At 40.2% G+C, this 26,932-nt stretch carries 21 protein-coding genes, 5 tRNA genes and 1 rRNA gene; 19 read left to right on the top strand and 8 right to left on the bottom strand.

Annotated elements, in window-relative coordinates:
* Positions 1-79: 79 nt before the first annotated feature.
* Genes A9500_RS01730 through hybO form a run of 5 tightly spaced genes read right to left on the bottom strand, consistent with a single transcriptional unit; the run spans position 80 to position 5,678 of the window.
* Complete coding sequence (locus tag A9500_RS01730; protein ID WP_014064531.1) at positions 80-559, bottom strand: HyaD/HybD family hydrogenase maturation endopeptidase; 480 nt, start codon at positions 557-559, stop codon at positions 80-82.
* The gene (hybC, locus tag A9500_RS01725) at positions 559-2,268 is read right to left on the bottom strand and encodes a hydrogenase 2 large subunit (protein WP_065243665.1); all 1,710 of its coding nucleotides are present in this window, start codon (positions 2,266-2,268) and stop codon (positions 559-561) included. The genes A9500_RS01730 and hybC overlap by 1 nt, the downstream gene beginning before the upstream one ends.
* Positions 2,268-3,494 (bottom strand): Ni/Fe-hydrogenase cytochrome b subunit, encoded by a 1,227-nt coding sequence (gene hybB / locus A9500_RS01720; protein ID WP_065243664.1) that lies wholly within the window; start codon positions 3,492-3,494, stop codon positions 2,268-2,270. Before hybB ends, hybC begins: the two co-directional genes overlap by 1 nt.
* The gene (gene hybA / locus A9500_RS01715) at positions 3,487-4,527 is read right to left on the bottom strand and encodes a hydrogenase 2 operon protein HybA (protein ID WP_049365050.1); all 1,041 of its coding nucleotides are present in this window, start codon (positions 4,525-4,527) and stop codon (positions 3,487-3,489) included. The genes hybB and hybA overlap by 8 nt, the downstream gene beginning before the upstream one ends.
* A 2-nt stretch (positions 4,528-4,529) precedes the next feature.
* Complete coding sequence (gene hybO, locus A9500_RS01710) at positions 4,530-5,678, bottom strand: hydrogenase 2 small subunit (RefSeq protein WP_065243663.1); 1,149 nt, start codon at positions 5,676-5,678, stop codon at positions 4,530-4,532.
* 414 nt (positions 5,679-6,092) lie between these two features.
* On the opposite strand from hybO, the gene A9500_RS10845 reads away from it, so the two are divergent.
* From A9500_RS10845 to cydC, 7 genes are all read left to right on the top strand, one after another.
* Positions 6,093-6,269, top strand: coding sequence for a hypothetical protein (locus tag A9500_RS10845; RefSeq protein WP_257005660.1), 177 nt, complete (start codon positions 6,093-6,095; stop codon positions 6,267-6,269).
* Positions 6,259-6,642: a LemA family protein gene (locus A9500_RS01705; protein ID WP_257005659.1), complete on the top strand. Its 384-nt coding sequence runs from the start codon at positions 6,259-6,261 to the stop codon at positions 6,640-6,642. The genes A9500_RS10845 and A9500_RS01705 overlap by 11 nt, the downstream gene beginning before the upstream one ends.
* An 11-nt stretch (positions 6,643-6,653) precedes the next feature.
* Positions 6,654-7,541, top strand: a complete 888-nt coding sequence (locus A9500_RS01700) for a DUF3137 domain-containing protein (RefSeq protein WP_065243662.1) — start codon at positions 6,654-6,656, stop codon at positions 7,539-7,541.
* Positions 7,542-7,717: 176 nt separating this feature from the next.
* Positions 7,718-10,144, top strand: a complete 2,427-nt coding sequence (gyrB, locus tag A9500_RS01695; protein WP_065243661.1) for a DNA topoisomerase (ATP-hydrolyzing) subunit B — start codon at positions 7,718-7,720, stop codon at positions 10,142-10,144.
* A gap of 165 nt (positions 10,145-10,309) precedes the next feature.
* Positions 10,310-12,739, top strand: a complete 2,430-nt coding sequence (locus A9500_RS01690) for a TonB-dependent hemoglobin/transferrin/lactoferrin family receptor (RefSeq protein WP_083180229.1) — start codon at positions 10,310-10,312, stop codon at positions 12,737-12,739.
* A gap of 73 nt (positions 12,740-12,812) precedes the next feature.
* The gene (locus A9500_RS01685; protein ID WP_065243660.1) at positions 12,813-14,558 is read left to right on the top strand and encodes an ABC transporter ATP-binding protein/permease; all 1,746 of its coding nucleotides are present in this window, start codon (positions 12,813-12,815) and stop codon (positions 14,556-14,558) included.
* On the top strand, positions 14,551-16,209 hold the full coding sequence (cydC, locus tag A9500_RS01680; RefSeq protein ID WP_065243659.1) for a thiol reductant ABC exporter subunit CydC: 1,659 nt from the start codon (positions 14,551-14,553) through the stop codon (positions 16,207-16,209). Before A9500_RS01685 ends, cydC begins: the two co-directional genes overlap by 8 nt.
* Before the next feature lie 39 nt (positions 16,210-16,248).
* Here the strand turns inward: cydC and coaA are convergent, their stop codons facing one another.
* Positions 16,249-17,184, bottom strand: coding sequence for a type I pantothenate kinase (gene coaA / locus A9500_RS01675; RefSeq protein WP_005695046.1), 936 nt, complete (start codon positions 17,182-17,184; stop codon positions 16,249-16,251).
* Positions 17,185-17,397: 213 nt separating this feature from the next.
* Here coaA and A9500_RS01670 point away from each other — a divergent pair.
* The 5 genes from A9500_RS01670 (at position 17,398) to tuf (ending at position 19,072) form a co-directional block, all read left to right on the top strand.
* Positions 17,398-17,473, top strand: a tRNA-Thr gene (locus tag A9500_RS01670).
* A 30-nt stretch (positions 17,474-17,503) separates the two neighbouring features.
* Positions 17,504-17,588, top strand: a tRNA-Tyr gene (locus tag A9500_RS01665).
* A 41-nt stretch (positions 17,589-17,629) separates the two neighbouring features.
* Positions 17,630-17,704 (top strand) — tRNA-Gly (locus tag A9500_RS01660).
* Between the two features lie 3 nt (positions 17,705-17,707).
* A tRNA-Thr gene (locus A9500_RS01655) sits at positions 17,708-17,783 on the top strand.
* A 104-nt stretch (positions 17,784-17,887) separates the two neighbouring features.
* Positions 17,888-19,072, top strand: a complete 1,185-nt coding sequence (gene tuf, locus A9500_RS01650; protein ID WP_049383876.1) for an elongation factor Tu — start codon at positions 17,888-17,890, stop codon at positions 19,070-19,072.
* Positions 19,073-19,221: 149 nt separating this feature from the next.
* Here the strand turns inward: tuf and A9500_RS01645 are convergent.
* Positions 19,222-19,316: transfer RNA gene (locus A9500_RS01645), tRNA-Sec, on the bottom strand.
* A gap of 72 nt (positions 19,317-19,388) precedes the next feature.
* Here A9500_RS01645 and selA point away from each other — a divergent pair.
* The 3 genes from selA to A9500_RS01630 are packed head-to-tail and all read left to right on the top strand — an operon-like array spanning position 19,389 to position 23,537.
* Positions 19,389-20,771, top strand: a complete 1,383-nt coding sequence (gene selA / locus A9500_RS01640) for an L-seryl-tRNA(Sec) selenium transferase (RefSeq protein ID WP_065243658.1) — start codon at positions 19,389-19,391, stop codon at positions 20,769-20,771.
* On the top strand, positions 20,768-22,627 hold the full coding sequence (gene selB / locus A9500_RS01635; RefSeq protein WP_065243657.1) for a selenocysteine-specific translation elongation factor: 1,860 nt from the start codon (positions 20,768-20,770) through the stop codon (positions 22,625-22,627). Before selA ends, selB begins: the two co-directional genes overlap by 4 nt.
* A 7-nt stretch (positions 22,628-22,634) precedes the next feature.
* Complete coding sequence (locus tag A9500_RS01630; protein WP_065243656.1) at positions 22,635-23,537, top strand: RsiV family protein; 903 nt, start codon at positions 22,635-22,637, stop codon at positions 23,535-23,537.
* A 28-nt stretch (positions 23,538-23,565) separates the two neighbouring features.
* Here the strand turns inward: A9500_RS01630 and tusA are convergent, their stop codons facing one another.
* The gene (tusA, locus tag A9500_RS01625; RefSeq protein WP_065243655.1) at positions 23,566-23,805 is read right to left on the bottom strand and encodes a sulfurtransferase TusA; all 240 of its coding nucleotides are present in this window, start codon (positions 23,803-23,805) and stop codon (positions 23,566-23,568) included.
* 116 nt (positions 23,806-23,921) lie between these two features.
* On the opposite strand from tusA, the gene A9500_RS01620 reads away from it, so the two are divergent.
* The 4 genes from A9500_RS01620 to A9500_RS01605 form a co-directional block, all read left to right on the top strand.
* Positions 23,922-24,533 (top strand): YigZ family protein, encoded by a 612-nt coding sequence (locus A9500_RS01620; protein ID WP_065243654.1) that lies wholly within the window; start codon positions 23,922-23,924, stop codon positions 24,531-24,533.
* A 10-nt stretch (positions 24,534-24,543) separates the two neighbouring features.
* Complete coding sequence (locus A9500_RS01615; protein ID WP_065243653.1) at positions 24,544-26,007, top strand: TrkH family potassium uptake protein; 1,464 nt, start codon at positions 24,544-24,546, stop codon at positions 26,005-26,007.
* Positions 26,007-26,513 carry a menaquinone-dependent protoporphyrinogen IX dehydrogenase gene (gene hemG, locus A9500_RS01610; RefSeq protein WP_065243652.1) on the top strand — a complete coding sequence of 169 codons (507 nt, stop codon included), beginning with the start codon at positions 26,007-26,009 and terminating at the stop codon, positions 26,511-26,513. Before A9500_RS01615 ends, hemG begins: the two co-directional genes overlap by 1 nt.
* 340 nt (positions 26,514-26,853) lie before the next feature.
* Positions 26,854-26,932, top strand: a 16S ribosomal RNA gene (locus A9500_RS01605); the annotation flags it as partial.

Genomic DNA, 26,932 nt, shown 5'->3' with positions numbered 1-26,932 from the left:
TCTTTCGTAAAGAGGGGTTAGGGGATATTTAACTCTTGTCTCTATTAATTAAGTCAAATCTCCCCCCAGCCCCTCTTTTCTAAAGAGGGGAGTCTAGATTCAAACCATATTCAGCAATCACTTGATTTAACGTTTCAAAAACCTTTGGCAACACGTTTTGTATCGTTTCAGTCAAGCCAATTCCAGATTCTAGCGATTCTGGTTGGATGCCGATGAGACAAAGGTGTTTTGGAAATTCGTCCGTTAATTTCATTGCAGAAAGTACATCACAAATGCCGAGTTGGTGTGGCGAAATTTTGCGAGAGAAAAAAGTGGGTACTTGCTCATCATGTAACACGACAATCTCACCTGGCTGTTTGTTAGCAAGCACGGCATCGACAATAATCAAATGCTCGCGGTTTGCCATCGCATCCAGTAATTCCATGCCACAAGTACCACCATCGATGACGTCAAAGTGCGGTTGAATTTCAGGGCGTTTTTCAAGCTCCTGCACCACGCGCACACCGACACCTTCATCGCTTAACAAAATATTGCCAACGCCAAGAATTAACGGCTTCATTACAACACCTTCACTTCAGTCACTTCGCCGTTTTCGGTATTAACGACGTGCACGGCACAGGACATACAAGGGTCGAAAGAGTGAATGGTTCTGACCACTTCTAACGGTTTAGTTGGATCTGCCACCGGTGTACCAATAATGGAAAGCTCATAAGGACCCATTTGGTCTTGTTCGTTACGCGGACCCGCATTCCATGTAGATGGTACAACTGCTTGGTAGTTTTCAATGCGACCGTCTTTGATGACAACCCAGTGAGAAAGCATACCACGTGGTACTTCACCGAAACCAACACCACGGAATTCACCGCTTGCTGGAATATCTGTTTTGATATACGCCGTCATATCACCTTTAGCGATATTATCAATGAGCATTTGCCATTGAGCACTTAAAATATCGTTGATCGCACAGCAATGCACGGTACGACCGATAATACGTCCAAGGGTAGAATGTAATTGATCGGTGGTTAACGTGTTACCAGTCAATTTTTCATAAATGCCTTTTAATTCATTGAAGTGGTTGACAGTTGGCGTGTCATTCGCAGCCAAACCACACATTAAATAGGCAAGAGGGCCTACTTCGACAACTTTACCGTAGAAGGTTGGTGCTTTTACCCAAGAGTATTTACCATCATCTTGCCAGCCGGTATATTTCGGACGAGTTAAGCCAGCCCAAGGTTCTAATGGCTCATCATCTTCGTACCAAGCGTGTTTACCACTCTCTTTAATGCCTTTTACAACGAACTCATCTTTTTGTTGGTCGATTGCACGGAAAGTTGATAAATCGCCGTTTTCGATATAACCACCTTTCAACATGAATTTAGAGTTATCTGCATCAATTGGATATTCTGGCACAGATAAGTAGTTACCCGATGTTTTACCCAAGCTTAACCATTCAGGATAGTAAGCCGCAAATACTGCTGCATCCACTTTATATACCTGGTTAATGAAGTCAGTTAAGCGATCGATACAAGCTTTCACGAACATGAGACGTTCATGGTTAAGCACAGCTTGGGAATCCAAGTTAATTGGGTTTGCCACACCACCAATCGCCAAGTTTTGAATATGTGGTGTTTTACTACCAAGTAATGCGACTACACGGTTAGCATCACGTTGACATTCAAGAGCTTGCAAATAGTGCGCTACGGCAATGAGGTTCACTTCTGGTGGAAGTTTCATTGCAGCATGACCGAAGTAACCGTTAGCGAAAATACCAAGTTGTCCGCTGTCCACTAATGCTTGGATTTTTTTCTGTACGTTGCGGAATTCGTTAGCACTGTTTAATGACCATGTAGAAACGCCTTTTAGCATATCTGCTGCTTTTTCAGGATCAGCTTTTAGCGCAGCGGTGATATCCACCCAGTCCATCGCGGAGAGTTGATAGAAATGCACGATATGGTCGTGAATGCTGTGGGCAGCAAGAATCATGTTACGAATGTACTGTGCATTGACGGGAACTTTCGCACCAATAGCATCTTCTACGGCACGTACGCTGATAATCGCGTGTACTGTGGTACATACGCCACAGATACGTTGCATAATCATCCATGCATCACGAGGGTCTGCACCTTTTACGATATTTTCCATACCGCGCCACATGGTACCAGATGACCAGGCATTGGTGACGACGCCGTTTTCAATTTCGCAATCAATACGTAAATGACCCTCAATACGGGTAATTGGGTCAATTGAGATACGTTTTTTTTCTGACATTATTCTGCTCCGCTAACTTTTTTGCTGAATGCCGCTTTTTCGGCAATAATTTTTTCTGAGTCTTCGGTATGTTTTTCTTTAAATACCGGTAATACAGGGAATAAACGAATGATTAAAATATAGGCACATACTTCAATAGAAACGAAACCGATTGAAATAAGCAATTCTTCCGCAGATGGGAAATATTGATAGCCGTTGCCCGGATTATACATGATAAGCGAATAGTTCATACGCCATAATGCTGCACCGAGTAACATGCTTAATGCCGAAATAAATAACCAACGGGAATCTGATTTTTTCTCCCCAAGGAAGAGGGTTAGTAATGGTAATACCATCAACCAGACTTCCATCCAGAACATCCATGCTTCAAATTTAGTTAATTTATCGAAACCTACAACCATTTGCAGTTTGCCGTGATAAATCAACTCACCAAAACGCACAGCTAAGAAACAGAAAATTAATCCTGCGGTAACGCGTGCCAATTGAGTAAATAAATGACGTTCATCTGGTGTTTTTCCTGCAAGACCTGCTTTAACTAAAGAACCCTCAAAAATCACAATAGAGAAGCCCATAATGAAAGCTGTCAGCAAGGAGAGAATTGGTAGTGCTTCATAGCTTTGCCATACCGGATGGACTTTGTGACCAGCTACAATCATCAAGGAACCCATTGAAGATTGGTGCATCATTGGTAACAAGGCACCCAAGGCAATAATGAAAAACATGATTTTATTCAGTTTATTAAACCATTTTTTCAAGCCGAAGAAACCAAGCCATACAGGGGCGAATTCTAGGGTCACCACGATGATATACACCGTCATACAAAATGCCGTTTCAAATAGAACGGAATTCGTGTTGAACTGACCTGGAATGTAGAAATATGGCAAATGCCAATAACGTCCCATATCAATGGTGATAGATAAACCACCAAGGGAATAGCCGAATAAACTTGCAAGCAATGCTGGGCGAACAAGGGCGTGATATTTCCCTTTATTGAAAATGTACACGGTCCAAGCGAGAGCCCAACCGCCACAGGCAAATCCTGTACCGACAAGTAAGTCAAAGGCAATCCATAAACCCCAAGGATAACCGCCATTAAGTGCGGTCACAGAACCAATACCGAAAACCAAACGTTTTAAAATTAATAAAACGCAAAGCACAGCAAGTGGTGCAAAAAAGAGAATTGCGGCAGAAACAAGGCGACCGCCTACCGGACGTGGATTACTCATGATGCTCATCCTCCGCTTCTTCGATTTCCTTGCGTGCCTGACGCATGGCTTCTTTTTGTGCTGCAATACGCTCAGCGATTTTATCGCCATGCATATTTTTGTAAGTCATAAAGGTTAAACCGGCCAGTGCCACTAATGGCAATGCTAAACCGCGATACAAGAAGTGTTGTAAATGCGCTGCACGAGAACCTGTCGCGACTTCATCTAAGTCTGGTAAACCAAGGTTAGTAAAAGGCACACCACTTAAGGCAAGTACCTGTGTACCACCACCTTCTTTTTCACCGTAGATATGATATTGATATGCTGGCACGGTAGCACGGTATTTATCTGTGCTATTGACACTTTGACGTGGGTAATCATATTCGGTGCCACGTAATAAGCTTAAACGACGTTTCGCTTCTGCCAATAATTCTTCACGTGTACCAAAAATAATCGCACCAGTCGGACAAACATGACAGCAACCAGGTAATTCACCTTTATCTAAGCGTTCAACGCCTTTTTGGTTACAGAGTTCACATTTGCTGATTTCACCGAATGGATTGTCGTAGTCGTATTTTGGTACATCAAAAGGACAACCCACCATACAATAACGGCAACCAGTACAAATATCGGGATCATATTTTACGATACCTGTTTTTGGATCTTTGGTGAGTGCTTGAACAGGGCAAACGGCAACGCAGTTAGGGTCAACGCAATGCATACATTGTTTTTTAACATAAGCATAACCGTTTTCTGTTTTATCTTTGTTTGTGCCGTCGCCATCACTCCAGACTTGAATCACGTTACGAGTAAATGGCGTGAGTTTGTCGTTATTTGACCAAGTTTGATCACCTTTTGGATTCACGGGGGTGTGGTTCACGTTTTGACATTCAGCCACGCATGCTTGACAACCTACACAAAGGGTAGAGTCATAAAGCATTCCAAGTGCGCCGGGAATAGGCTCAACCGCTTCCGATGCCTGCACATTTGATACAGGCAAAGTAGATGCGATTCCGCCAAGCATACCCGCTTTTAGAAATTTTCGTCTATCCATTATTATTTACCTGTATGTTCTTCTTTCTCTGCAGCTTTAGCTTCAGAACGGGCTTTATGTTGAGCGCTTAATTCGCGTAAGGTCACAACACTCACGCCTGCTAGGATCGCAGCTGCACCGCCTAATAAACCAATAGCCGTCATGGTTGCACCTGAACCTTCGGTGTTGTTGACGTCTGGTTTTTCAACGCGTGGTGTTGGATTTTCTACGCCCGCTAATTGGAAAATACCTTTGGTAAAGCCGACACCTTTTTCGTTACAACCATAGCAAGGGTGCCCGATACCAACCGGCCAGTTATTACCACCGACATCACAGAATTCTAAGGTAGAGCAGTTACCGTAAGTTTCTGGCCCTTTACAACCAAGATGATATAAACACCAACCGTGGCGGTGACCGTAATCACCGTATTCTTTAGCGAAACGTCCAGCATCGAAGTGCGGACGACGATAGCAGTTTTCGTGAATTAAGCGATCGTAAGCGAATAATGGACGATTTAATTTGTCCATTGCAGGTAGTTTCTTATAAGTAAGAATATAAGCGACAGTTGCAAGGAAGTTGTGTGGATTTGGTGGACAACCTGGAATATTAATCACCGGCGTGCCTTTTGGTAAGACTTCAGATAAGCTGCTTGCGCCAGTTGGGTTACCACCGCTAGAAGGTACGCCACCCCATGCCGCACAAGAACCGATCGCAATAATCGCAGCAGCCCCTTTAGCGGCTTCTTGAATGTGTTCTACAATCGGTTTACCTGCTACCATACAATAGACGCCGCCGTCTTTCACCGGAATAGATCCATCTACGACTAAAACATATTTTCCATAATATTGTTTAATTGCATTGTGTTTGTTATCTTCAGCTTGTTCCCCAAAGGCTGCAGAAAGGGTTTCGTGGTATTCTAAGGAAATCATTTCCAATACCAAGTTTTCTACTGTAGGGTGGGTCGCACGTAGTAAGGATTCAGTACAACCCGTACATTCTTGCGCACCAATCCATAATACTGGTGGACGTTTAGGTTCGGTTAAAGCAGCGGTCATTTCTGCCCCCGCTTTTGAACTTAGCCCCATAGTCGCCGCAAGTGCGGTACATAACTTCATAAAATCCCGACGGGAAACTTCTGCTAAAGCAGAAAATAATCCATCACTTCGTTGCATATAATCACTCCAATTGGCACGTTACTTGTATGGTTAATTTACCTATGATATGCCTTGATGAGGGAAATTTATTTGATCGTAATCAAAAATACCCTTATTTTCCTTATAAAATAAGTGGGTAAGTGATTGTTTTCACTTAATTATTGAGAATGATTGTTATTTGCTAGCATTATCTTCACTTGGAGTATCTTTTTTGTACATAAAATCACAATAATAAAGAAGGATTTGGTCTCGAAAAATCTTCGTAAAATTTGACCGCACTTTGCGTCGATATGAATAGGAAGTGAATAAGTTAAATTCTTGGTTTTGTTTATTTTTATTGATTTTTATCAACAAAAAATTGTCTAAGAGAATGGATTTTATTACGCTTTTCCCTATACTAAGCAGGGATAATTTTTTATGGAGAAAATAATAATGAGTGTAGTCGCAGGTATTGTTGTTGTAACTTTAGCTTTCACCATTTCAATGTATAACAAATTGGTTATGAGACGTAATCAAGTGAGCAGTGTTGAGGCAAGCGTGGATGTTCAGTTAAAACGCCGTTATGATTTGTTACCAAACCGCCACAGCAAAGGAATATATGTCGCATGAGCGTAGCTTGCTTGAGCGTATCGTAACGTTACGTGAAAGTGCTAAATTAGCTCATACTACAAGTGAAAAATTCCAACTCAATAATGAGATTTCGGGGGTATTACGTCATTTACAGGTTCGTCTAGAAAATTACCCTGATCTCAAGGCCAATCAAAATCTTATGCAAATTCAGACCACACTTAGTGATGTGGAAGAGCAAATTTCTGCAGCGAGACGTACTTATAATTCAGCAGTTGAAGAGTATAACAATGCTGTGGAAATGTTTCCGTCGAATTTAATTGCAAACTTGTTTAATTTCCAGAAAGGAACATTTTTCGATATTCCTCAGAATGAAGCGGAAGTCCCTAATGTGGGTAATTTATTTAAACAATAAGTGGACAAACCATGAATACACCAAAAGAGATTGAAGGGATTCGTTTCCTGGGGTTGGAAAAATTAGATGAGGAACGCTTAGCCGTCAAATCACTTATCAACAAATCGATAATTGGGTTGTGTTTTGGGTTATTTTTGCTTCTCGGTGCGATAGGGAGTGAGAATTTATTAAGTACGGCATTGATTCTTGGTGTGCTCATTTATTCTTTCCGTCGCTTATTTTTTAGATATAAACGCTTTATTGCAGAATTTAAAACTCGGGTAATTAACACGATTGTCCAGGAGTTTGGCTTCTACTTTAGACCAGACAGGGGGCTTCATCTTAATGATTTTTTCTCAGTTTACGATAGTTATCCGGCGAGTTATCGTAGTGAGGATTTAATTTTGGGTGAGCTTGACCAGACTGAAGTTGAAATCTGTGATTTTGCAGCGTTTAATATGGAACCGAGCGGAAAAATAATGAAAGGATTAAGGACCACGACCTTTCAAGGCATTTTATTTAAAGCAACTTTCCCTAAAGAACTGGCCCATTGGGTTTATGTTTGCGATAAGAAGGAGGGGTGTTTAAGAAAAGAAGGTGAAATTGCTTTGATGGATAGTCCATCTTTTAATCGTTATTTTGATGTGTTTACTGAAGATCAAATCTTAGCCAGATATGCCTTATCGCCTAAGTTAATGGAACGCTTTTGTGGTTTGAAAGAGAAATTTAATTGCCCTATTTCGATGGTACTTCGTAACCGAGAAGTGATTGTTGCGGCTAATTTAGGAAAGAATAGTTTTGAACCATCCTTTGAAAAGTCATTGTTGGAAGACAATACGATCCGTGATTATATTTCGAGTATCAAAGGTTTCACAGATATGGTGAAAGAACTCGGGTTAAATAACCATATTTGGAAATAAGTGTTAATACAATAAAAAAGACGAGTTTAGATAAAACTCGTCTTTTTGTTTTATATGCTATGTACTTGTTTATTGGTTTTTAAACAGCGAAAATTTTGACCGCACTTTTATTTCGCAAAATAGTCAGTTTTTTGCTATAATTCCGCACAATTTTCATTACAAAATAGAGAAAAACTATGTCAGAAACACCGGTTACAGAAAATGCTTATGGTGCATCAAGTATTAAAGTCTTAAAAGGGCTTGATGCGGTTCGGAAACGTCCGGGCATGTATATTGGGGATACCGATGATGGAACAGGCCTACACCATATGGTGTTTGAGGTGGTGGATAATGCGATCGATGAAGCCCTTGCTGGCTATTGTTCCGATATTATCGTTACTATTCATGATGACAACTCTGTTTCCGTGCAAGATGACGGTCGTGGCATTCCAGTAGATATTCATCCGGAAGAAGGTGTTTCTGCAGCAGAAGTAATCATGACAGTGCTTCACGCAGGAGGTAAATTCGATGATAACTCCTATAAAGTATCAGGTGGTTTACATGGCGTGGGTGTTTCGGTAGTAAATGCACTTTCTGATAAATTGCAATTAACCATTCGCCGCCAAGGTCATGTGTACGAGCAATTCTATCACTTAGGTGAGCCTCAAGGGCCTTTAACTATTATCGGTGAAACTCAAGCGACGGGTACAACGGTGCGTTTTTGGCCAAGTCCAGAAATCTTTGCAATTACAACTTTCGATTACAAAATTTTAGCAAAACGCCTACGTGAGCTTTCATTCTTAAACTCTGGCGTATCAATTCGTTTAATTGACAAACGTGATGGCACAGAAGATCACTTCCATTATGAAGGTGGTATTCAAGCATTCGTTGAATATTTAAATAAAAATAAAAATCCAATTCACCAAAAACCGTTCTATTTTTCAGCTGAAAAAGACGGTATTGGTGTGGAAGTCGCATTGCAATGGAATGATGGTGTAAACGAAAATGTTTATTGCTTTACCAATAACATTCCACAACGTGATGGTGGTACTCACTTAGCCGGTTTCCGTGGTGCGTTAACCCGCAGCTTAAATAACTATATGGAAAGCGAAGGGTTACTGAAAAAAGAGAAAGTGAGTACTTCAGGTGATGATGCGCGTGAAGGTTTGGTGGCGATTATTTCGGTGAAAGTGCCCGATCCTAAATTCTCTTCACAAACAAAAGACAAATTAGTGTCTTCTGAAGTGAAAAGTGCGGTTGAATCTGCCATGAATGAGCGTATGCAGGAATATTTATTAGAAAATCCAGCCGATGCGAAAATCATTGTAAATCAAATTATTACGGCTGCTCGTGCACGTGAAGCAGCACGTAAAGCCCGCGAAATGACTCGTCGTAAAGGCGCATTGGATATTGCGGGTCTTCCGGGTAAATTAGCAGACTGCCAAGAAAAAGATCCTGCACTGTCAGAACTTTACCTCGTGGAGGGGGATTCTGCGGGTGGTTCGGCAAAATCTGGTCGTGATCGTAAAACCCAAGCGATTTTACCGTTAAAAGGGAAGATTCTTAACGTTGAAAAAGCACGTTTTGACAAAATGCTTTCTTCTCAAGAAGTGGGTACATTAATTACGGCGCTAGGCTGTGGTATTGGTCGCGATGAATATAATCCGGATAAATTACGTTACCATCACATCATTATCATGACCGATGCGGACGTGGACGGTTCACACATTCGTACTTTATTGTTGACCTTCTTCTATCGTCAAATGCCGGAATTAATTGAGCGTGGTTATGTGTATATTGCTCAGCCACCACTTTATAAAGTGAAAAAAGGTAAACAAGAGCGTTATATCAAAGATAACGACGAAATGGTGCAATATGAATTAATGCTTGCGTTAGATGGTGCAGCGTTACATATCAGTGCTAATGCACCAGCAATGAATGATTTAGTGTTTGAGAAATTAGTAGGCGAATATAACAATGTTCAGAAATTAATTACTCGTTTAAGTCGTTACTATCCGGAGCCATTATTGCAAGGTTTAGTTTATCAACCACAATTAACCGTTGATTTAATGCGTAATGAAAGTGCGGTCGAAAATTGGGCGAATGCTTTTGTTGCGTACTTAACCGAAAAAGAAACGGAAGCCCATTTATATTCAGCAAGAACCCAATTTAACAGCGAACGCCAAGTATATGAAGCAGTCATTACCGTTCGTAAACATGGTATTGATACAGATTACTTCATTAACTTTGATTTTGTGACAGGCAATGAATTTGCGAAGATTTCTACATTCGGCCAGCAAGTCAATGGCTTGCTCGAAGAGGGGGCGTATGTCACACGTGGTGAAAAAACGCAACCTGTTCAGTCATTTGAACAAGCTGTTGAGTGGTTGATGAAAGAATCTCGCCGAGGCTTAGAAATCCAACGTTACAAAGGGTTAGGTGAAATGAACGCTGAGCAACTTTGGGAAACCACCATGGATCCAAATGCTCGTCGTATGTTAAAAGTATCGATTAAAGATGCTGTGGCAGCAGACCAACTCTTCACCACATTGATGGGAGATGAAGTTGAACCGCGCCGTGAATTTATCGAAATGAATGCGTTAAGAGCAAACTTAGACGTTTAGTCTAACACTCAAAAATATCATTAAAAATGACCGCACTTTGGGAAACTGAGTGCGGTATTTTTTTTGAACTAGATCACAAAAATAAAAATAATTCTCAATTTTATATATTTTTTCCTATTATTCTTTTTTATAATTCTACCTGTTTTGCTATTTAAGGATAACAATATGAAAAAGAATACATTTTTAGCGGTGACTTACGGGATTTTGCCTGTTGCTGCAGTATCCATTTCTCAATCTTCCTTTGCGGAGGAACAATTAGAAACGATTAATGTTTCGACAGAATTGGATGATTCGACAAAAGCCAACCATTCTGAAAAGAAAACGGCAAAGATTATTCAACAAGAACTCATTCAAAATAACAAAGATCTTGTGCGTTATAGTCCTGATGTTGGGGTTGTTGATCAAGGTCGCCATCAAAAAGGTTTCGCTATTCGTGGAGTAGAGGATAACCGAGTAGGTATTAGTATTGATGGAGTTGCGTTGCCAGATTCAGAAGAAAATTCACTTTACAAGCGTTATGGTAACTTGAATACTTCTCGTCAAAGTATCGACCCTGAATTAGCTCGAACTATTGATATTGCTAAAGGTGCTGATTCTTTCAACCAAGGGAGTGGTAATATTGGTGGGGGGGTTAATTATCGTACCCTTGAACCCTTTGATATTGTAAGAAACGGTCGAAAATTTGGTGCGTTATATCGTACTGGTTATGCATCTCGTAATAATGATTGGACTAATACTTTAGGTGTGGCATATGCCGGTGAAAAAGCGGAAGCATTATTGCTTTATTCTAATCGCCATGGGCATGAAATGAAAAGTGCTGGTGGTTATACCATTCCTGAAGATTCGTACTACACACGTTCTCGTGGTTACAGTAAGCAAACTCCTGATGATTCAACGCATAATAATCACAGCTATTTAGCTAAATTTGCATATCGTTTTAATGATAGTCACCGCGTTGGGGTTTCTTATAGTGGCTCGCGCAATAAAAATTATATTATCGAAGATTCAGCTGTGACGTCTGAAAGCAACTGGCGTGAAGCTGACGACCGTGCGAAACGAGATACAGTCAATGTTTTTTATGAATATATGCCTGATTCAAAAGTGATTGCATTGGTTAAAACGGATGTGGATTATCAAAAAACACAAACCGCAGCCTATAATTATGAGGGGTATAGAGCTAAGCCTGCGACAGCTTGGAGCCCTGCTAAACCTAGTGAGCCTAGTGATAATAACCTTCGTTTTTTTAACACTAAATTTAAACGAATTAATTTTCGTATAGATAGCCAACCAATTGATTTGGGAACAACTAATCATACTTTTTCACTTAGAACCGCTATTTCTGAACGAAAATTTGATATTTTGCATCAAGATTCTGTTTATGTAGACAATAACTATGATGGCGTTAAAGAATGGGTAGATTCGAAAGATTCAACAATGATGTATCCTGTTAAAACACGTCATTACAATATCTCATTACATGATGAGATTCAATTTACGCCAGAATGGAAATCACACTTAGGTATTCGCTACGACTGGGCAAAATATGCCCAAGGCAGTTTAGGTGCATTAGAGTGTAAAAACTGCCGTAAAGCTGATGATGCTAAATTCCATAACATTAGCTGGATAGCTGGGCTGGAAAAAACCATTAATGATAATTGGAAATTAGGTTACAGCATTGGTTCCGGTTTCCGTATGCCAAATGCTTCAGAAATGTATTTTGATTATCGGGATAATGCTGCCGGCGCTTGGATGTCAAATCCTAATCTCAAAGCGGAAAAAAGTTTGACCCAAAATCTTAACTTATTAGGTAAAGGTCGTTTAGGTGAATTATCTTTGAATTTACACCATTCTAGTTATAAGGACTTCTTGTATGAACAAGAAACATGGGAAAATTATAACTACTATGGAAGTATGTGGCGTTGGCGTCCGGTTCAACAAATGCAAAATATTGATTCTGCAAAAATTTACGGTGTTGAATTTACCGGTAGACTTAATTTAAATGAAGTTACACCAATGCCAAATGGTTGGAAGTTATTTGGTTCTTTAGGTTACAGCAAAGGAAGTATGTCTAATGGTGCAAGTTTAATGTCACTTCAACCAATTAAGGCAATTATTGGCTTAGATTATGAACAGCCTGACGGTAAGTGGGGTATTTTCTCTCGTTTAACTTATCTCGGTGCACAAAAAGCGAAAAATGCTAAATATCTTAAGACAGTTGAGCGTTGTGTAAAAAAAGAACGTATTCCTAATCCTTACTATTATTATGGTATTGGTGAAGAATTTGAAATTAAATGTACGGAAGAGGCTCATGAAACAGAGTTGGAAACTTGGAAACATTTAAATTCAAAAGCCTTTGTATTCGATATGTTTGGCTTCTATAAACCAACTGAAAATATCATTTTACGTGCGGGAATTTATAATATATTTAATCGTAAATACCACACTTGGGATACTTTGCGTGGATTAAATAATACAGGTGGTAAAATAAACTCTGTAGGCTTAAGACCTAATTATAGATATGGCGGCTACCCAGGTCTTGAGCGTTATTATCAACCAGGTCGTAACTTCTCAGCCTCAATTGAAATTCGTTTTTAATTATTAAATTGTTTATAGTAAAGTACGCATAGTAATGTGCGTACTTCTTTTTTGTTTTTTAGGAGCAATCATTATGATGATAGATAAACGCCTAATTAACACGGTGGCCGACAGTAAAAAATGGATTGGCATCACGGTGTTATGGAATTGGGTGGCGTTAATTGGCGGGATTATCAGTGCCGTCGTGTTTTCTTATATTTTACAGGCGGCTTATTTTAACGAATTGGGCCCACTAAGTGCGGTCATTTTGGGCATCGTTTTGGTTGCAGCTTTGGCATTGCGTGCCTTTGCGGGTAAAAAATCGGTGCAGGCTTCTTATTTTGCCAGTACGAAAGTCAAACATGAGCTGCGTAGCCTCATCTATCGTAAATTGGCTTCGATGCCACTTAACCAAGTGAATCAACAATCCACGTCAAGTATCATTCAAGTAGCCTCAGAAGGTGTGGAGCAGCTTGAAATCTACTTTGGGCGTTATTTACCTCAGCTTTTTTATAGCTTACTTGCACCGCTCACACTCTTTGCCTTCCTGATCTTTTTCAGCTTTAAAACAGCCGTGATTTTGCTGATTTGCGTGCCGCTGATTCCAATGTCTATTATTGCAGTGAATAAAATCGCGAAAAAACTCTTGGCAAAATATTGGTCCATTTATGTGGGGTTGGGCAGCAGTTTCTTAGATAACCTACAAGGTTTAATCACGCTGAAAATCTATCAAGATGATGCTTATAAAGCGAAAGCAATGAATGAGGAAGCGGAACATTTCCGCAAAATTACCATGAAAGTACTTACCATGCAACTTAACTCAGTGTCGCTGATGGATTTACTTGCTTACGGTGGTGCGGCAATCGGGATTTTAACGGCCTTGTTGCAATTCCAAGCGGATCAATTAACCGTATTGGGCGTCATTTTATTTATTCTGCTTTCTTCTGAATTCTTTATTCCGCTTCGTTTATTGGGTTCTTTCTTCCATGTGGCGATGAATGGTAAAGCCGCATCAGATAAGATATTCACATTGTTAGATACGCCCGTGGAAACCCAAACACAAGCGGTCGATTTTGTAGCGAAAAATGCTATTCAAGTGGATATTCAAGATCTGCATTTTGCTTACAGCGAAGATAAACCAGCGATTACAGGCTTAGATTTAAGCATCTTACCAAATCAACTTACGGTATTTGTGGGTAAAAGTGGTTGTGGTAAATCTACCTTGGTTTCATTGCTAATGGGCTTTAATAAAGCGCAACAAGGTAAGATTTTGTTCAACGGCCAAGAAATTCAAGAGATTGATCGTCATTCGTTTTACGAAAAAGTCTCTTTGGTGAGCCATAGCAGTTATGTGTTTAAAGGTACGCTACGTGAAAACATGAAGATGGCGAAAATTGATGCCACAGATGAGCAAATTTATGCGTGTTTAGAGCAAGTCAATCTGGCGCAATTCGTTCGAGATAATGGTGGATTAGATATGCCGCTATTAAGCCGTGGTGCGAATTTATCTGGCGGTCAAATTCAACGTTTAGCTTTAGCACGCGCGTTATTACATAATGCAGCGCTTTATATTTTTGACGAAGCGACCAGTAACATTGATGTAGAAAGCGAAGAAATTATTTTGCAGTTCATTCAACAATTTAAACAACAAAAAACCATTGTGATGATTTCTCACCGCTTGGCGAATGCCGTGAATGCCGACTGCATTAATGTGCTTGAACAAGGCAAATTGATTGAGCAAGGCACACATAAAGACCTCATGAAAAAACAAGGTGCGTATGCTGAAATGTTCCAACAACAAAAAGATTTAGAACAAATTAGAGAGGTGGCAAATGCGTAAAAATGGTTTTGTTGTGATGGGGCATTTGTTGAAATTAGTGACTCCACTGGCGCACATTATGGCGTTTACCATTACCATGGGAACGCTCGGTTTCCTGGCTGCCATATTTATTATGGTGCTTGGGGCGATGGGTTTAGTAAATTTATTAAACTTTGACACCCATTTAAGTTTTTCTGGAATTTTGACCGCACTTATCGTGTTGGCGGTGGCTCGTGGTGCGTTGCGTTATTTAGAGCAGATGTCTGGGCATTATATCGCCTTTAAATTGTTGGCATTATTGCGCGATAAAGTGTTTTCTTCTTTACGTCGTTTGGCTTTTGTGAAGTTGCAAGATAAACAAGCGGGACAATTAGTGTCTTTAGTAACTAACGATATCGAATTGCTCGAAGTGTTTTATGCGCACACCATTGCACCAATTATGATCGCGTTCTTTACTTCTGCGATTTTATTGCTGGTCTTTGCTCATCTTTCAGGTTGGTTTGTGGTTGTGGCATTAGCCGCTTATTTAACAGTGGGCGTGATTCTACCCATTATTACCACCAAATTGGCGCGTGAAGATGGCAGACGCTATCGTGAATTAGTAGGCGAAATGAATGATTTCTTCCTCGACAGCGTACGAGGTATGAAAGAAATTCAACTTTTTGGCTACGCAAAACAACGTTTAGATGAAATTCAACAACGCAGTCAAAAAATCGATACGGCTTTCGAACGCATTAAAGACCAAGAAGCGAAAGTACGCGTTTACACTGAAGTAGCGGTATCAGTGTTTAACATCATTATGTTATTCACCGGCTTAATTTTGTTTAGTCTAGATAAGATTGATTTTTCTGCCTTTTTAATCGGCGTGATTTTATTGATGTCGAGCTATGGCCCGGTTATTGCGTTAAGTAACCTTTCAAGCAACTTGTTACAAACCTTGGCTTCAGGTGAGCGTGTATTGAGCTTGCTAGCAGAAGAACCCGAATTAAAAGAAGTAGAAAGTGCGGTCGATTTGAAAGAGGTTTCTCGTATTGATGTTGAAAATGTAAACTTTGCCTACGGTGAAGAACAAATTTTATCGGATGTTAGCTTGTCAGTGAAAAAAGGTGAAATTTTAGGTATTCATGGCAGAAGCGGTAGTGGTAAAAGTACCTTGTTAAAACTGCTGATGCGTTTTTACGATCCTAAATCAGGCAGCATTAAAATTAACGGTGAAACCTTACCGAACATCAACACCCGTAGTTTGCGTGACAATATGGCGTACATTACCCAGCAAACCTACATTTTCAACGAAACCATCGAGGAAAATATTCGCCTTGCACGCCGTGATGCAACGTTAGAAGAAATTATGGAAGCCGCGAAGAAAGCGTCAATTCATGATTTCATTTTAAGCTTGCCAGAAGGTTATCAAACGAAAATGACGGAATTGGGCGGCAACCTCTCTGATGGTGAAAAGCAACGTATCGGTATTGCTCGTGCATTCTTACACAATGCACCGATTATTTTACTCGATGAACCGACCAGTAATTTGGATAGCTTAAACGAAGCGATGATTTTGAAATCATTGTTGAACGTGAAAGCAGAAAAATTGATTATTCTCGTGAGTCATCGCCAATCCACTATGGCTATTTGCGATCAGGTGATTGGCATTGAGAATGGAAGGATGTCGTAAGGCAGTGAGAAAAAGAGCGGTCAAATTGACCGCTCTTTTTTATTTTCTTAATTTCACTAATTCAACTTCATGATTTTCACCTTTTCTAAGAATGAGATTGGCGCGCTCACGAGTCGGCAGAATGTTTTGTTTTAAATTCAATCCGTTAATGTTATCCCAAATGTTACTGGCTGTTTCAATGGCTTCTTGCTCAGAGAGATTGGCGTAATGTTTAAAATAGGAATCCGGATTAGTGAAAGCACTTTGACGGAATTTTAAGAATCGTTTGATGTACCATTCTTTAAGCAAATTCTCGTCAGCATCAACATAAATAGAAAAGTCCACAAAATCAGATACGAAGGTTTGATTGGCTTTGTTTGAACCTGTTTGGAGAACGTTTAGTCCTTCTAAAATTAAAATATCCGGTTGATCGACAATATCGAACTTATCAGGAACAATATCGTAAGTCAGATGAGAATAAATAGGTGATTTTACAGAAGGCTTGCCTGATTTGATATCAGCCAAAAAACGAATTAATTTGGCCGTATCATAAGAAATAGGAAAGCCTTTTTTCTGTAGCAAATCATCTTTTTTAAGTTTCTCTAATGGATAAAGAAAACCATCAGTAGTAATCAGATCAACTTTTCGTTCGGTAGGCCAGTGGGTTAGCAAAGATTGCAAAATACGTGCCGATGTACTTTTCCCAACAGCAACACTACCTGCGATACTAATGATGTAAGGGACTTTAGGGCTTTGTCCGCCAAGGAAACGATTTAAAACCGTTTGGCGACGAAGGTTTTCATCAATATAGTAGTTGATGAGACGTGCAAGTGGCAGGTAAATGGTGCTCACTTCATCAAGAGAAAGCTCTTCATTAAAACCTAAAAGCGGTTTGAGATCTTGCTCCGTTAATTTTAGCGGAACAGATTTTCTTAATTCAGCCCATTGCTGACGGCTAAAGTTCAGAAAGGGTGTTAGTTGTTCGGTAATTTCCACGGTGCTTTATATCTAGAGTGAAAAAATTGGACAAAATATACCCTATAAATGAGTTGTGATCATCGTTTTTTATTAAAAGTGGTGAGTTTTAAATCAAGAATGTGGCTTTTTGCTTGTAAATTAGACGAATAGTTAAAAAAAACGCATTTTTCATAAAAAAAACTTGTCAGGCATAAAATTTTCCATATAATACGCCTCACTTGCTTACAACACGCCGACTTAGCTCAGTAGGTAGAGCAACTGACTTGTAATCAGTAGGTCACCAGTTCGATTCCGGTAGTCGGCACCATCCTTTAGTAAACAAGTATTCATTTAGCGTGGAGGGGTTCCCGAGCGGCCAAAGGGGGCAGACTGTAAATCTGTTGGCTCAGCCTTCGAAGGTTCGAATCCTTCTCCCTCCACCATTTTCTAAATGAATTCTGATGGGACAGATGAATTTAGGACTGCGGGCATCGTATAATGGCTATTACCTTAGCCTTCCAAGCTAAAGATGCGGGTTCGATTCCCGCTGCCCGCTCCAAACGCTGATATAGCTCAGTTGGTAGAGCGCACCCTTGGTAAGGGTGAGGTCGGCGGTTCAAATCCGCCTATCAGCACCAGCCTTCCAAATTCCTCTTTCCTTTATTAAATAGTAATGATTTTATTGGTTAATGTGGTTTAATTTACCCATCGATAACCGTGTCTATTTAGAGGGACTCTTTAAATGTCTAAAGAAAAATTTGAACGTACAAAACCGCACGTAAACGTGGGTACAATCGGCCACGTTGACCACGGTAAAACAACTTTAACAGCAGCAATCACAACCGTATTAGCAAAACACTACGGTGGTGCAGCTCGTGCATTCGACCAAATCGATAACGCTCCAGAAGAAAAAGCGCGTGGTATCACCATCAACACATCACACGTTGAATACGATACTCCAACTCGTCACTACGCACACGTTGACTGCCCAGGACACGCGGACTATGTTAAAAATATGATTACCGGTGCGGCGCAAATGGACGGTGCTATTTTAGTAGTAGCAGCGACAGATGGTCCTATGCCACAAACTCGTGAGCACATCTTATTAGGTCGCCAAGTAGGTGTACCTTACATCATCGTATTCTTAAACAAATGCGACATGGTAGATGACGAAGAGTTATTAGAATTAGTAGAAATGGAAGTTCGTGAACTTCTTTCTCAATATGACTTCCCAGGTGACGATACTCCAATCGTACGTGGTTCTGCATTACAAGCATTAAACGGCGTTGCAGAATGGGAAGAAAAAATCCTTGAGTTAGCAAACCACTTAGATACTTACATCCCTGAGCCAGAGCGTGCAATTGACCAACCGTTCCTTCTTCCAATCGAAGACGTGTTCTCAATTTCAGGTCGTGGTACAGTAGTAACAGGTCGTGTTGAGCGTGGTATCATCCGTACTGGTGATGAAGTTGAAATCGTTGGTATCAAACCAACAACAAAAACAACTGTAACTGGTGTTGAAATGTTCCGTAAATTACTTGACGAAGGTCGTGCAGGTGAAAACATCGGTGCATTATTACGTGGTACCAAACGTGAAGAAATCGAACGTGGTCAAGTATTAGCGAAACCAGGTTCAATCACTCCACACACTGATTTCGAATCAGAAGTTTACGTATTATCAAAAGATGAAGGTGGTCGTCATACTCCATTCTTCAAAGGTTACCGTCCACAGTTCTATTTCCGTACAACTGACGTAACTGGTACAATCGAGTTACCAGAAGGCGTGGAAATGGTAATGCCTGGTGATAACATCAAAATGACAGTAAGCTTAATCCACCCAATCGCGATGGACCAAGGTTTACGTTTCGCAATCCGTGAAGGTGGCCGTACAGTAGGTGCTGGTGTTGTTGCGAAAATCATCAAATAATTGATGTATTAACTGTAACAAGTTAGATAAAGAAGGCGTATCGAAAGATGCGCCTTTTTATTTGCCTAAAATTCCGCAAAATTATAATGAAAATTCAAATTAAAAAAGTGAATGTTAGGAAGAGAGAAATATTTGTTGGAGGAAAAAAGTGGCGGAAGGTCATGGGAGTTGAACCCACCCGGGAACGCTGGCGTCCCCAACAGGATTTGAAGTCCTGCCACCTCACCGGAGATGACGACCTTCCGTTATTGAAATTGCGGTTACTTTAGCGTAAATTAGTTTGCAATTCAACGCCATTTTGAAATAGGAATTAAAAATGACCGCACTTTTTCAACAACTTCCTTCGGTAGATAAATTTTTAAAAACACCAGAAGGTGAAATGCTTTTAACTGAATTTGGTCATTCAGCTGTCGTGCGTGAATTGCGCCAATTATTGTCTGAAGGGCGCGAGTTTATCAAACAGCATCAAAACTTACCGCACTTTTTTGCCGATCACCTAAGTACATTACATCATTTACAACATCGCTTGGTACAACAAAATCATGTACAAATTAAATCAGTTCATAATTTAACGGGTACTGTATTACATACAAATTTAGGGCGAGCATTATGGGCTGAAAGTGCACAACAGGCGGCACTTCATGCGATGAAAGGTAACGTGGCACTAGAATATGATTTGGAAGAAGGCAAACGCAGTCATCGGGATAATTATATTAGTGAGTTATTGGCACAACTCACAGGCGCAGAGGCAGCTTGTATCGTTAACAATAATGCTGCAGCCGTACTCTTGATGTTGGCAACTTTTGCAAAAGATAAAGAAGTCATTATTTCTCGCGGGGAATTGATTGAAATTGGCGGAGCATTTCGCATTCCAGACATTATGGCTCAAGCAGGCTGTAAACTTGTTGAAGTGGGAACAACAAACCGCACACATTTGAAAGATTATCGTCAAGCAATCAATGAAAACACGGCTTTCTTAATGAAAGTACATTGCAGTAATTATCATATTAGTGGGTTTACCGCTTCGGTTTCAGAACAAGAGTTGGTTGATCTTGGACGAGAATTTGATATTCCTGTTATAACGGATCTTGGTAGTGGGGCATTGATTGATCTAAGCCAATATGATTTACCGAATGAGCCAACGGTGCAAGAAAAAGTCGCACAGGGCGTAAACTTGGTGTCATTCTCGGGTGATAAATTATTGGGTGGAACACAAGCCGGTATTATCGTCGGTAAAAAAGAGTGGATTGCTCAGTTACAAGCTCACCCATTAAAGCGCGTATTGCGTTGCGATAAAGTGATTTTAGCCGGGCTTGAGGCAACATTACGCCTTTATCTCCAACCGGAAAAACTCACTGAGACATTGCCAACTTTACATTTGCTCACCCAATCAATAGATGTATTAAAAGAAAAAGCCGAACAACTTAAAGCCGGTTTAGCAAACCGCTTAAAAGATTACCAGGTTGAGATTGAAGAAAGCTTTGCTCAGATTGGGAGTGGTTCTCAACCAATGGCGACGATTCCTTCTCTTGCGGTGACGATTGCCGAAAAAACAGAGACAAAATTGACCGCACTTTTGACTACATTTAAGCAATTAGAACAACCGATAATCGGCCGAGTTGAGAAAGGAAAAATTTGGTTAGATTTACGTAGCGTGGCCGACTTTAAGGCACTATTAGATACGGTGGAAAAATTATGATCATAGTAACATCAGGACACGTCGATCATGGTAAAACAGCCCTTTTGCAAGCGCTGACAGGCACGAATACTGCCCATTTGCCGGAAGAAAAAAAACGTGGCATGACCATTGATTTGGGGTATGCCTATTTGCCTTTAAAAGAGAAAGTACTCGGGTTTATTGATGTGCCTGGCCATGAAAAGTTTCTCGCCAATATGTTGGCGGGGCTTGGTGGTGTGCATTATGCGATGCTCATTGTCGCTGCAGATGAAGGGATTGCTGCACAAACTAAAGAACACTTAGCGATTTTACGTCAGCTTCAATTTACTGAAATCATGGTGGTGATTACCAAGGCTGACCGAGCAACAGATGAGCAAATCGAGGCATTAAAAACACAAATTCAGACGGATTATCCATTCTTAGCTGAATCGCATTATTTTATTACATCTGCACAAACAGGATTAGGTATTGATGCGTTACGTGATTATTTAGCCAATTTACCGGAATTAGCTGAAATAGATAAACCGTTCCGTTACGCCATCGACCGTGTTTTTAGCGTGAAAGGGGCGGGGACAGTGGTAACAGGGACAGCATTTGCGGGAACGGTGGCCATTGATGATGAACTCTTCCTTTCTACGGGACAAAAGGTTCGCGTAAAAAATATCCATGCTCAAAACACACCAAGTGAGAAAGGTGTCGCAGGTCAGCGTTTAGCGCTCAATTTAAACGTTGATTTAGATCGTATTCCAATGCAGCGTGGCGATTGGTTGTTAGCCTCAGAACCGCTTGAACCAACCGATCGTATTACTATTGAAATTACACCTGAAGTGAATTTGAAAGACAGTCAGCCTGTACACATTTATCATGCGGCAAGCCGTACAACGGGTAAGCTCACCTTACTTGAAAGCAAAAATGCAATGAAAAATGACCGCACTTTGGCTGAGGTCATTTTAGAACAGCCATTATTTTTAGCTTTTGGGGATAAATTAATTTTACGTAGTGGTGATGCGAAAGCGTTAATTGGTGGTGCCAAGGTACTCGAAATTCACTCACAAAAACGTTATAAGCGCACAGAGGCTCGTCTAGCGTTCTTGGCTAAACTTAATCAGGCTCAAACCGCCACACAACGCATCGGATTGACCTTACAAAAAGAGGCGATTTCAGCTCAAGCTTTAATGTGGAGTGAGCAACTAACCGAAAATCAACTGGCTGAAGTATTAGCCGAGAATGGCGATATCCGTTTCCAAAATTGGTGTTTTAATCGCGATTATCAACGTGAAAAAACGCAGCAAATTTTGACCGCACTTGCCACCTATCATGAGCAACATAATGATCAGCTAGGTTTGAGTAAGGCCCGCTTATACCGTATTGCGACACTAAACCAACCGGAAAATCTGATTTATCATTTTATTGAAGAAATGCTTGATGAAGGCCAATTGCAGCAGACTCGTGGCTGGTTGCATTTGCCTTCACACAAAATCCAATTTTCAGCCGAAGAGCAAAGCTTATGGCAAGCGGTGTTTGCTGAATTTGAGAAAGCGCATGGTCAAGCCATTTGGGTGCGTGATATGGCAACAGCCTTGGCGCAAGATGAAAGTGTGATGCGTAATTTTATGTATAAAGCGGGTAAATTGGGCTATCTTACGCCAATCGTAAAAGATCGATTTTTCCTGACTGAGAGCATTTATGCTTATGCTCGCTTAATTAAGCAAATAGCAGGTGAAGAAGGTAAGATTGCGGTAAATGAATTACGTGACAAGCTTAATTTTGGTCGAAAACTGACCGTACAGTTAATGGAGTATTTTGACCGTACCGGCTTTTTACGCCGCAAAGGCAATGACCATATTTTACGTGATAAAGATACATTTGATTTATAGGTAATACATGAAAAAGACACTGATTTCAGCCTTAATTTTAACCGCACTTTTTGTGGTAACAGGCTGCGAAGATAAAGAAATGAAAGCAACCATTGAGCAACAAACACAGACAATTGCACAACTAACGGCAGAAAATACGCAATTAAAAGCTGAAAAAGAAAAGGCGGAGAAGGTTATTCCAGCAATTATTGCTCAAGATGATGTGATTTTTGATAAAGAGGAAACCATCAAATATCCTAAATCGCTCAAAGAAGATGAATATGTGCCTGTAGAAGGTAAACTTCATTACAGCATTTCTACACTAAAAACGAATATTGAATGGTTAGATACACTACTTTTAGAACAAATTTCAAAAAATGCAGATGGCAAACCAAGAAGTCGCGAGCAGCTTATTACGGATTACCAGAAAAAATATGATGAAGCTAAAAAAGAGATGTTGGAATTCCCGATAATTGGTGTTGATGAAACTTTAGAGTTAGCATTTAGTCACCAAAGAGGTAAGCTTGCTGTATTTTTAATAAATTATTACAGCTATGGCGGTGGCGCTCATGGCGTTGGTGGTTATCATTATCTTAATATTGATTTAGAAACGAAAAAACTGCTCTCATTTGATGATGTGTTTAAACCAAACCAACAAGCTAAATTAAAAGAGCTACTTTGGGAACGTTACACTCGATATGGCGAGGTAAAAGATGAGGAAGCATTTACATCAAAAGACGCTTTTGAAGTGACCGATAATTTCTATTTAGATCATGATGGGATTCACTTTGTGTATAACGTGTATGAAATTGCGTCTTATGCAGAAGGGCCACAGGAGCTGGTGATTGAGTGGTGGAATGCCTCTGCGTTATTGAAGCCTGAATTTCTTCAGAAACAGTATTATCCCGTTTCGAGTAATACGGCAGAATAACAAAGTGCGGTCAATAATGGCCGCATTTTTATTGGCCTTTTTTCACCCAGTATTTAAAAGGTGTCTCTTTGGTTTCACTCGCTAAAAGGGTATGTTCCATAAATTGGCAGAAACTGGGAATATCGCGAGTCGTGGCGGGATCGTCCGCCAAAATAAGCAGCACTTCACCTTCATTCATGTGGCGAATGTTTTTTCTCACGAGCATTACAGGTTCAGGACAACGTAAACCAACGGTATCAAGGGTTTTATCGACAGTAATTTCAGTCATTGTTATTCATCAGTTTTATTGAAATTGAGCTACATCATACAATAATTATGGGGAAATTTCGATAAATCCGCTATCAATGATAAACTACGCAACAAATTCATTTAAACAATTATTTCATGGCTGAATACCTTATCCCCAAAAGTGCGGTCGTTTTTGAAGAAGAAATTAAGAAAAGTCGATTTATCACGTATTTGCAACATACGGAAGGACTTGAACAAGCCAAAGCTTTTTGGGCAGAAATTAAATCGCAGCACCCTAATGCCCGCCATCATTGTTGGGCAGCAGTAGCCGGCAAGCCAACAGATTCTCAACAATTAGGCTTTTCTGATGACGGTGAACCAGCTGGAACCGCAGGGAAACCGATGCTATCGGCTTTGCAAGGTAGCCAAGTTGGTGAAATCAGTGCCGTTGTTGTTCGTTATTATGGTGGCATTTTATTAGGCACGGGCGGTTTAGTTCGTGCTTATGGAAATGGTGTTCAGCAAGCTTTAAAATTATTAGAAACTGAACGAAAAGTAGAACGTCAGTTATTCCAAGTTCATTGTGATTATGCACAATTAAATTGGATCCAAATTTTATGTGAACAGCATCAAATTGAAATTTATCAGCAAGATTTTCAAGTGCAGATTACATTGCAGTTAGGCATTAGTGAAGATCAAATTAAACCTTTTGAACAAGCATTAATTGAGCGTTCGGCAGGAACGTTGAAATTAGAAGAAATGAATTAAGCGAGATATTGTGCATATTTTATCTATTATTCGGATTATCGGCATTTTGATTATGTGCTTTTCCGGCACGATTCTGATTCCAGCCTTTGTGGCGCTTATTTATGGCGATGGCGGCGGTAAAGCGTTTATGCAAGCTTTTGCATTGAGCTTAACTGTGGGCATGTTGCTTTGGTGGCCTTGTCATCACCACAAACAAGAATTACGGTCTCGTGATGGTTTTTTAATTGTGGTGGCATTTTGGTTCGTTCTTGGCGGGTTAGCAACCTTACCATTGTTATTATTTGATGCACCTCATTTAACGGTGGCTTCTGCCGTATTTGAGGCGTTTTCCGGGTTAACAACCACGGGCGCTACAGTCATGACTGGGTTAGATAATTTACCGAAAGCCATTCTGTTTTACCGTCAATTTTTACAATGGTTAGGCGGCATGGGGATCATCGTACTTGCGATTGCGATTATTCCTTTATTGGGTATTGGCGGAATGCAGTTATACCGTGCTGAAATGTCTGGTCCAATGAAAGATCAGAAAATTCAGCCAAGGATAGCAGAAACGGCAAAGGCATTGTGGTTTGTTTATTTCTTTTTAACCATGTCTTGTACCTTGGCTTATTGGCTAGCAGGTATGACACCGTTTGATGCACTTACACATAGTTTCTCGACGGTATCCATTGGCGGCTTTTCTACACACGATGCCAGCATCGGTTATTTTAATAGCTCGGCGATTAATTTTATCACAGTCATTTTCTTGTGGATTTCGGCTTGTAACTTTGCATTGCACTTCAGAGCATTTTCAACTTTAGGACGAGAAAATATTTTGAAGATTTATACAAAAGATCCAGAATTCCGTTTCTTTATGAGTATTCAAATTTTGCTTATCGTGGCATGTACATTGGTGATGATAAGTCATCAATATTTTGATTCCTCATGGCAAGATTTTGAGCAAGTCATATTCCAAGCCGTATCAATTTCAACCACAACAGGCTACTCTACATCGAATTTCGCTGAATGGCCTTCTTTTGTGCCGATGTTATTAATTATTGCCTCTTTTATTGGTGGCTGTGCAGGCTCAGTCGGTGGCGGTTTGCGTGTTGCACGAATTTTAGTGCTATATCTTCAAGGTGCAAGAGAACTGAAACGATTTGTACACCCTAATTTAGTGTATCCAATTAAATGGGGTCAAAATGTCCTGGATGAACGAGTGATTGGGAGTATTTGGGCCTTTTTCTCGGCGTATCTATTGGTATTTACTATTTGTTTATTAAGTGTGATTGCCTGTGGTGTCGAACCTTTTGATGCCTTTAATGCGGTATTAGCAAGTATTAATAACCTTGGACCAGGATTAGGTTCAGTAAGCAGCAATATGACGGCGATGCCAGATAGTGCTAAATGGGTACTCACCATTGCGATGGTATGCGGTCGTTTAGAAATTTTCACATTATTGGCGCTCTTCACGCCAGCATTTTGGAAGGCATAATGAAAACATTAATTTTATATTCAAGCCGTGATGGACAAACTAAAAAGATTGCTGAGTTTATGGCTCAGTATCTTGAAGGAGAAGTGGTGGTTTCACCGTTAATGGAAGAACAGGATCTTCAAGTTTTTGATCGGGTGATTATTGGGGCATCTGTTCGTTATGGTCACTTTAATAAACAGGTATATCGTTTTGTGGAGCAACATCACGAAGTATTGAATGCAAAAAGTGCGGTCTTTTTTGGTGTAGGTTTAACCGCGAGAAAAGAAGGGAAAGATACGCCAGAGGGAAATGTCTATGTTCGTAAGTTCCTTCAACGCATAAAATGGACTCCGGCAAAAGTCGGCGTGTTTGCAGGGGCATTGCTATATCCACGCTATAAATGGATTGATCGTGTCATGATCCAATTGATTATGAAAATTACAGGTGGCGAAACGGATGCGACCAAAGAAATTGAATATACCAACTGGGGAAAAGTAAAGGCATTTGTAGAAAGTCTGAATTCGTAGAATAAAACACCATAAAAATTGTGTTTTTTAGACGATTTGATTAAAAGATCTTCAACCAATAAAAAATTTACATTTTTTTACAAAAAGATCTTGCAAAGGAATCTGAAATGCCTATAATACGCCCCACACAACGACGCGCTGTTGTGAATCTTAAGAAAAACCGGTGCGTCGTTATTTTTTGCTCTTTAACAATATATCAGACAATCTGTGTGGGCACTTGTTGATTGACTTGTTTTAAAAATATTTTTTAATTTTGAAGTCTTAATAGGTGCTAACTAGAAATTCATAATACTTTTTAAGTAGTGACATTTTATGTCAGCAGTATTGAGCGATTAAACTTGAATTGAAGAGTTTGATCATGGCTCAGATTGAACGCTGGCGGCAGGCTTAACACATGCAAGTCGAACGGTAACATAAAG

Source organism: Haemophilus sp. CCUG 60358, assembly GCF_001679485.1.
In the GTDB taxonomy this organism is placed as follows: domain Bacteria; phylum Pseudomonadota; class Gammaproteobacteria; order Enterobacterales; family Pasteurellaceae; genus Haemophilus_D.
This window is presented reverse-complemented; position numbering and strand designations above follow the sequence as displayed.

Bases quoted from the DNA above. Each gene is read 5' to 3' on its own strand.
- A9500_RS01730 (WP_014064531.1), bottom strand. From the start codon at position 559: ATGAAGCCGTTAATTCTTGGCGTTGGCAATATTTTGTTAAGCGATGAA.
- hybC (WP_065243665.1), bottom strand. From the start codon at position 2,268: ATGTCAGAAAAAAAACGTATCTCAATTGACCCAATTACCCGTATTGAG.
- hybB (WP_065243664.1), bottom strand. From the start codon at position 3,494: ATGAGTAATCCACGTCCGGTAGGCGGTCGCCTTGTTTCTGCCGCAATT.
- hybA (WP_049365050.1), bottom strand. From the start codon at position 4,527: ATGGATAGACGAAAATTTCTAAAAGCGGGTATGCTTGGCGGAATCGCA.
- hybO (WP_065243663.1), bottom strand. From the start codon at position 5,678: ATGCAACGAAGTGATGGATTATTTTCTGCTTTAGCAGAAGTTTCCCGT.
- A9500_RS10845 (WP_257005660.1), top strand. From the start codon at position 6,093: ATGAGTGTAGTCGCAGGTATTGTTGTTGTAACTTTAGCTTTCACCATT.
- A9500_RS01705 (WP_257005659.1), top strand. From the start codon at position 6,259: ATGTCGCATGAGCGTAGCTTGCTTGAGCGTATCGTAACGTTACGTGAA.
- A9500_RS01700 (WP_065243662.1), top strand. From the start codon at position 6,654: ATGAATACACCAAAAGAGATTGAAGGGATTCGTTTCCTGGGGTTGGAA.
- gyrB (WP_065243661.1), top strand. From the start codon at position 7,718: ATGTCAGAAACACCGGTTACAGAAAATGCTTATGGTGCATCAAGTATT.
- A9500_RS01690 (WP_083180229.1), top strand. From the start codon at position 10,310: ATGAAAAAGAATACATTTTTAGCGGTGACTTACGGGATTTTGCCTGTT.
- A9500_RS01685 (WP_065243660.1), top strand. From the start codon at position 12,813: ATGATGATAGATAAACGCCTAATTAACACGGTGGCCGACAGTAAAAAA.
- cydC (WP_065243659.1), top strand. From the start codon at position 14,551: ATGCGTAAAAATGGTTTTGTTGTGATGGGGCATTTGTTGAAATTAGTG.
- tuf (WP_049383876.1), top strand. From the start codon at position 17,888: ATGTCTAAAGAAAAATTTGAACGTACAAAACCGCACGTAAACGTGGGT.
- selA (WP_065243658.1), top strand. From the start codon at position 19,389: ATGACCGCACTTTTTCAACAACTTCCTTCGGTAGATAAATTTTTAAAA.
- selB (WP_065243657.1), top strand. From the start codon at position 20,768: ATGATCATAGTAACATCAGGACACGTCGATCATGGTAAAACAGCCCTT.
- A9500_RS01630 (WP_065243656.1), top strand. From the start codon at position 22,635: ATGAAAAAGACACTGATTTCAGCCTTAATTTTAACCGCACTTTTTGTG.
- tusA (WP_065243655.1), bottom strand. From the start codon at position 23,805: ATGACTGAAATTACTGTCGATAAAACCCTTGATACCGTTGGTTTACGT.
- A9500_RS01620 (WP_065243654.1), top strand. From the start codon at position 23,922: ATGGCTGAATACCTTATCCCCAAAAGTGCGGTCGTTTTTGAAGAAGAA.
- hemG (WP_065243652.1), top strand. From the start codon at position 26,007: ATGAAAACATTAATTTTATATTCAAGCCGTGATGGACAAACTAAAAAG.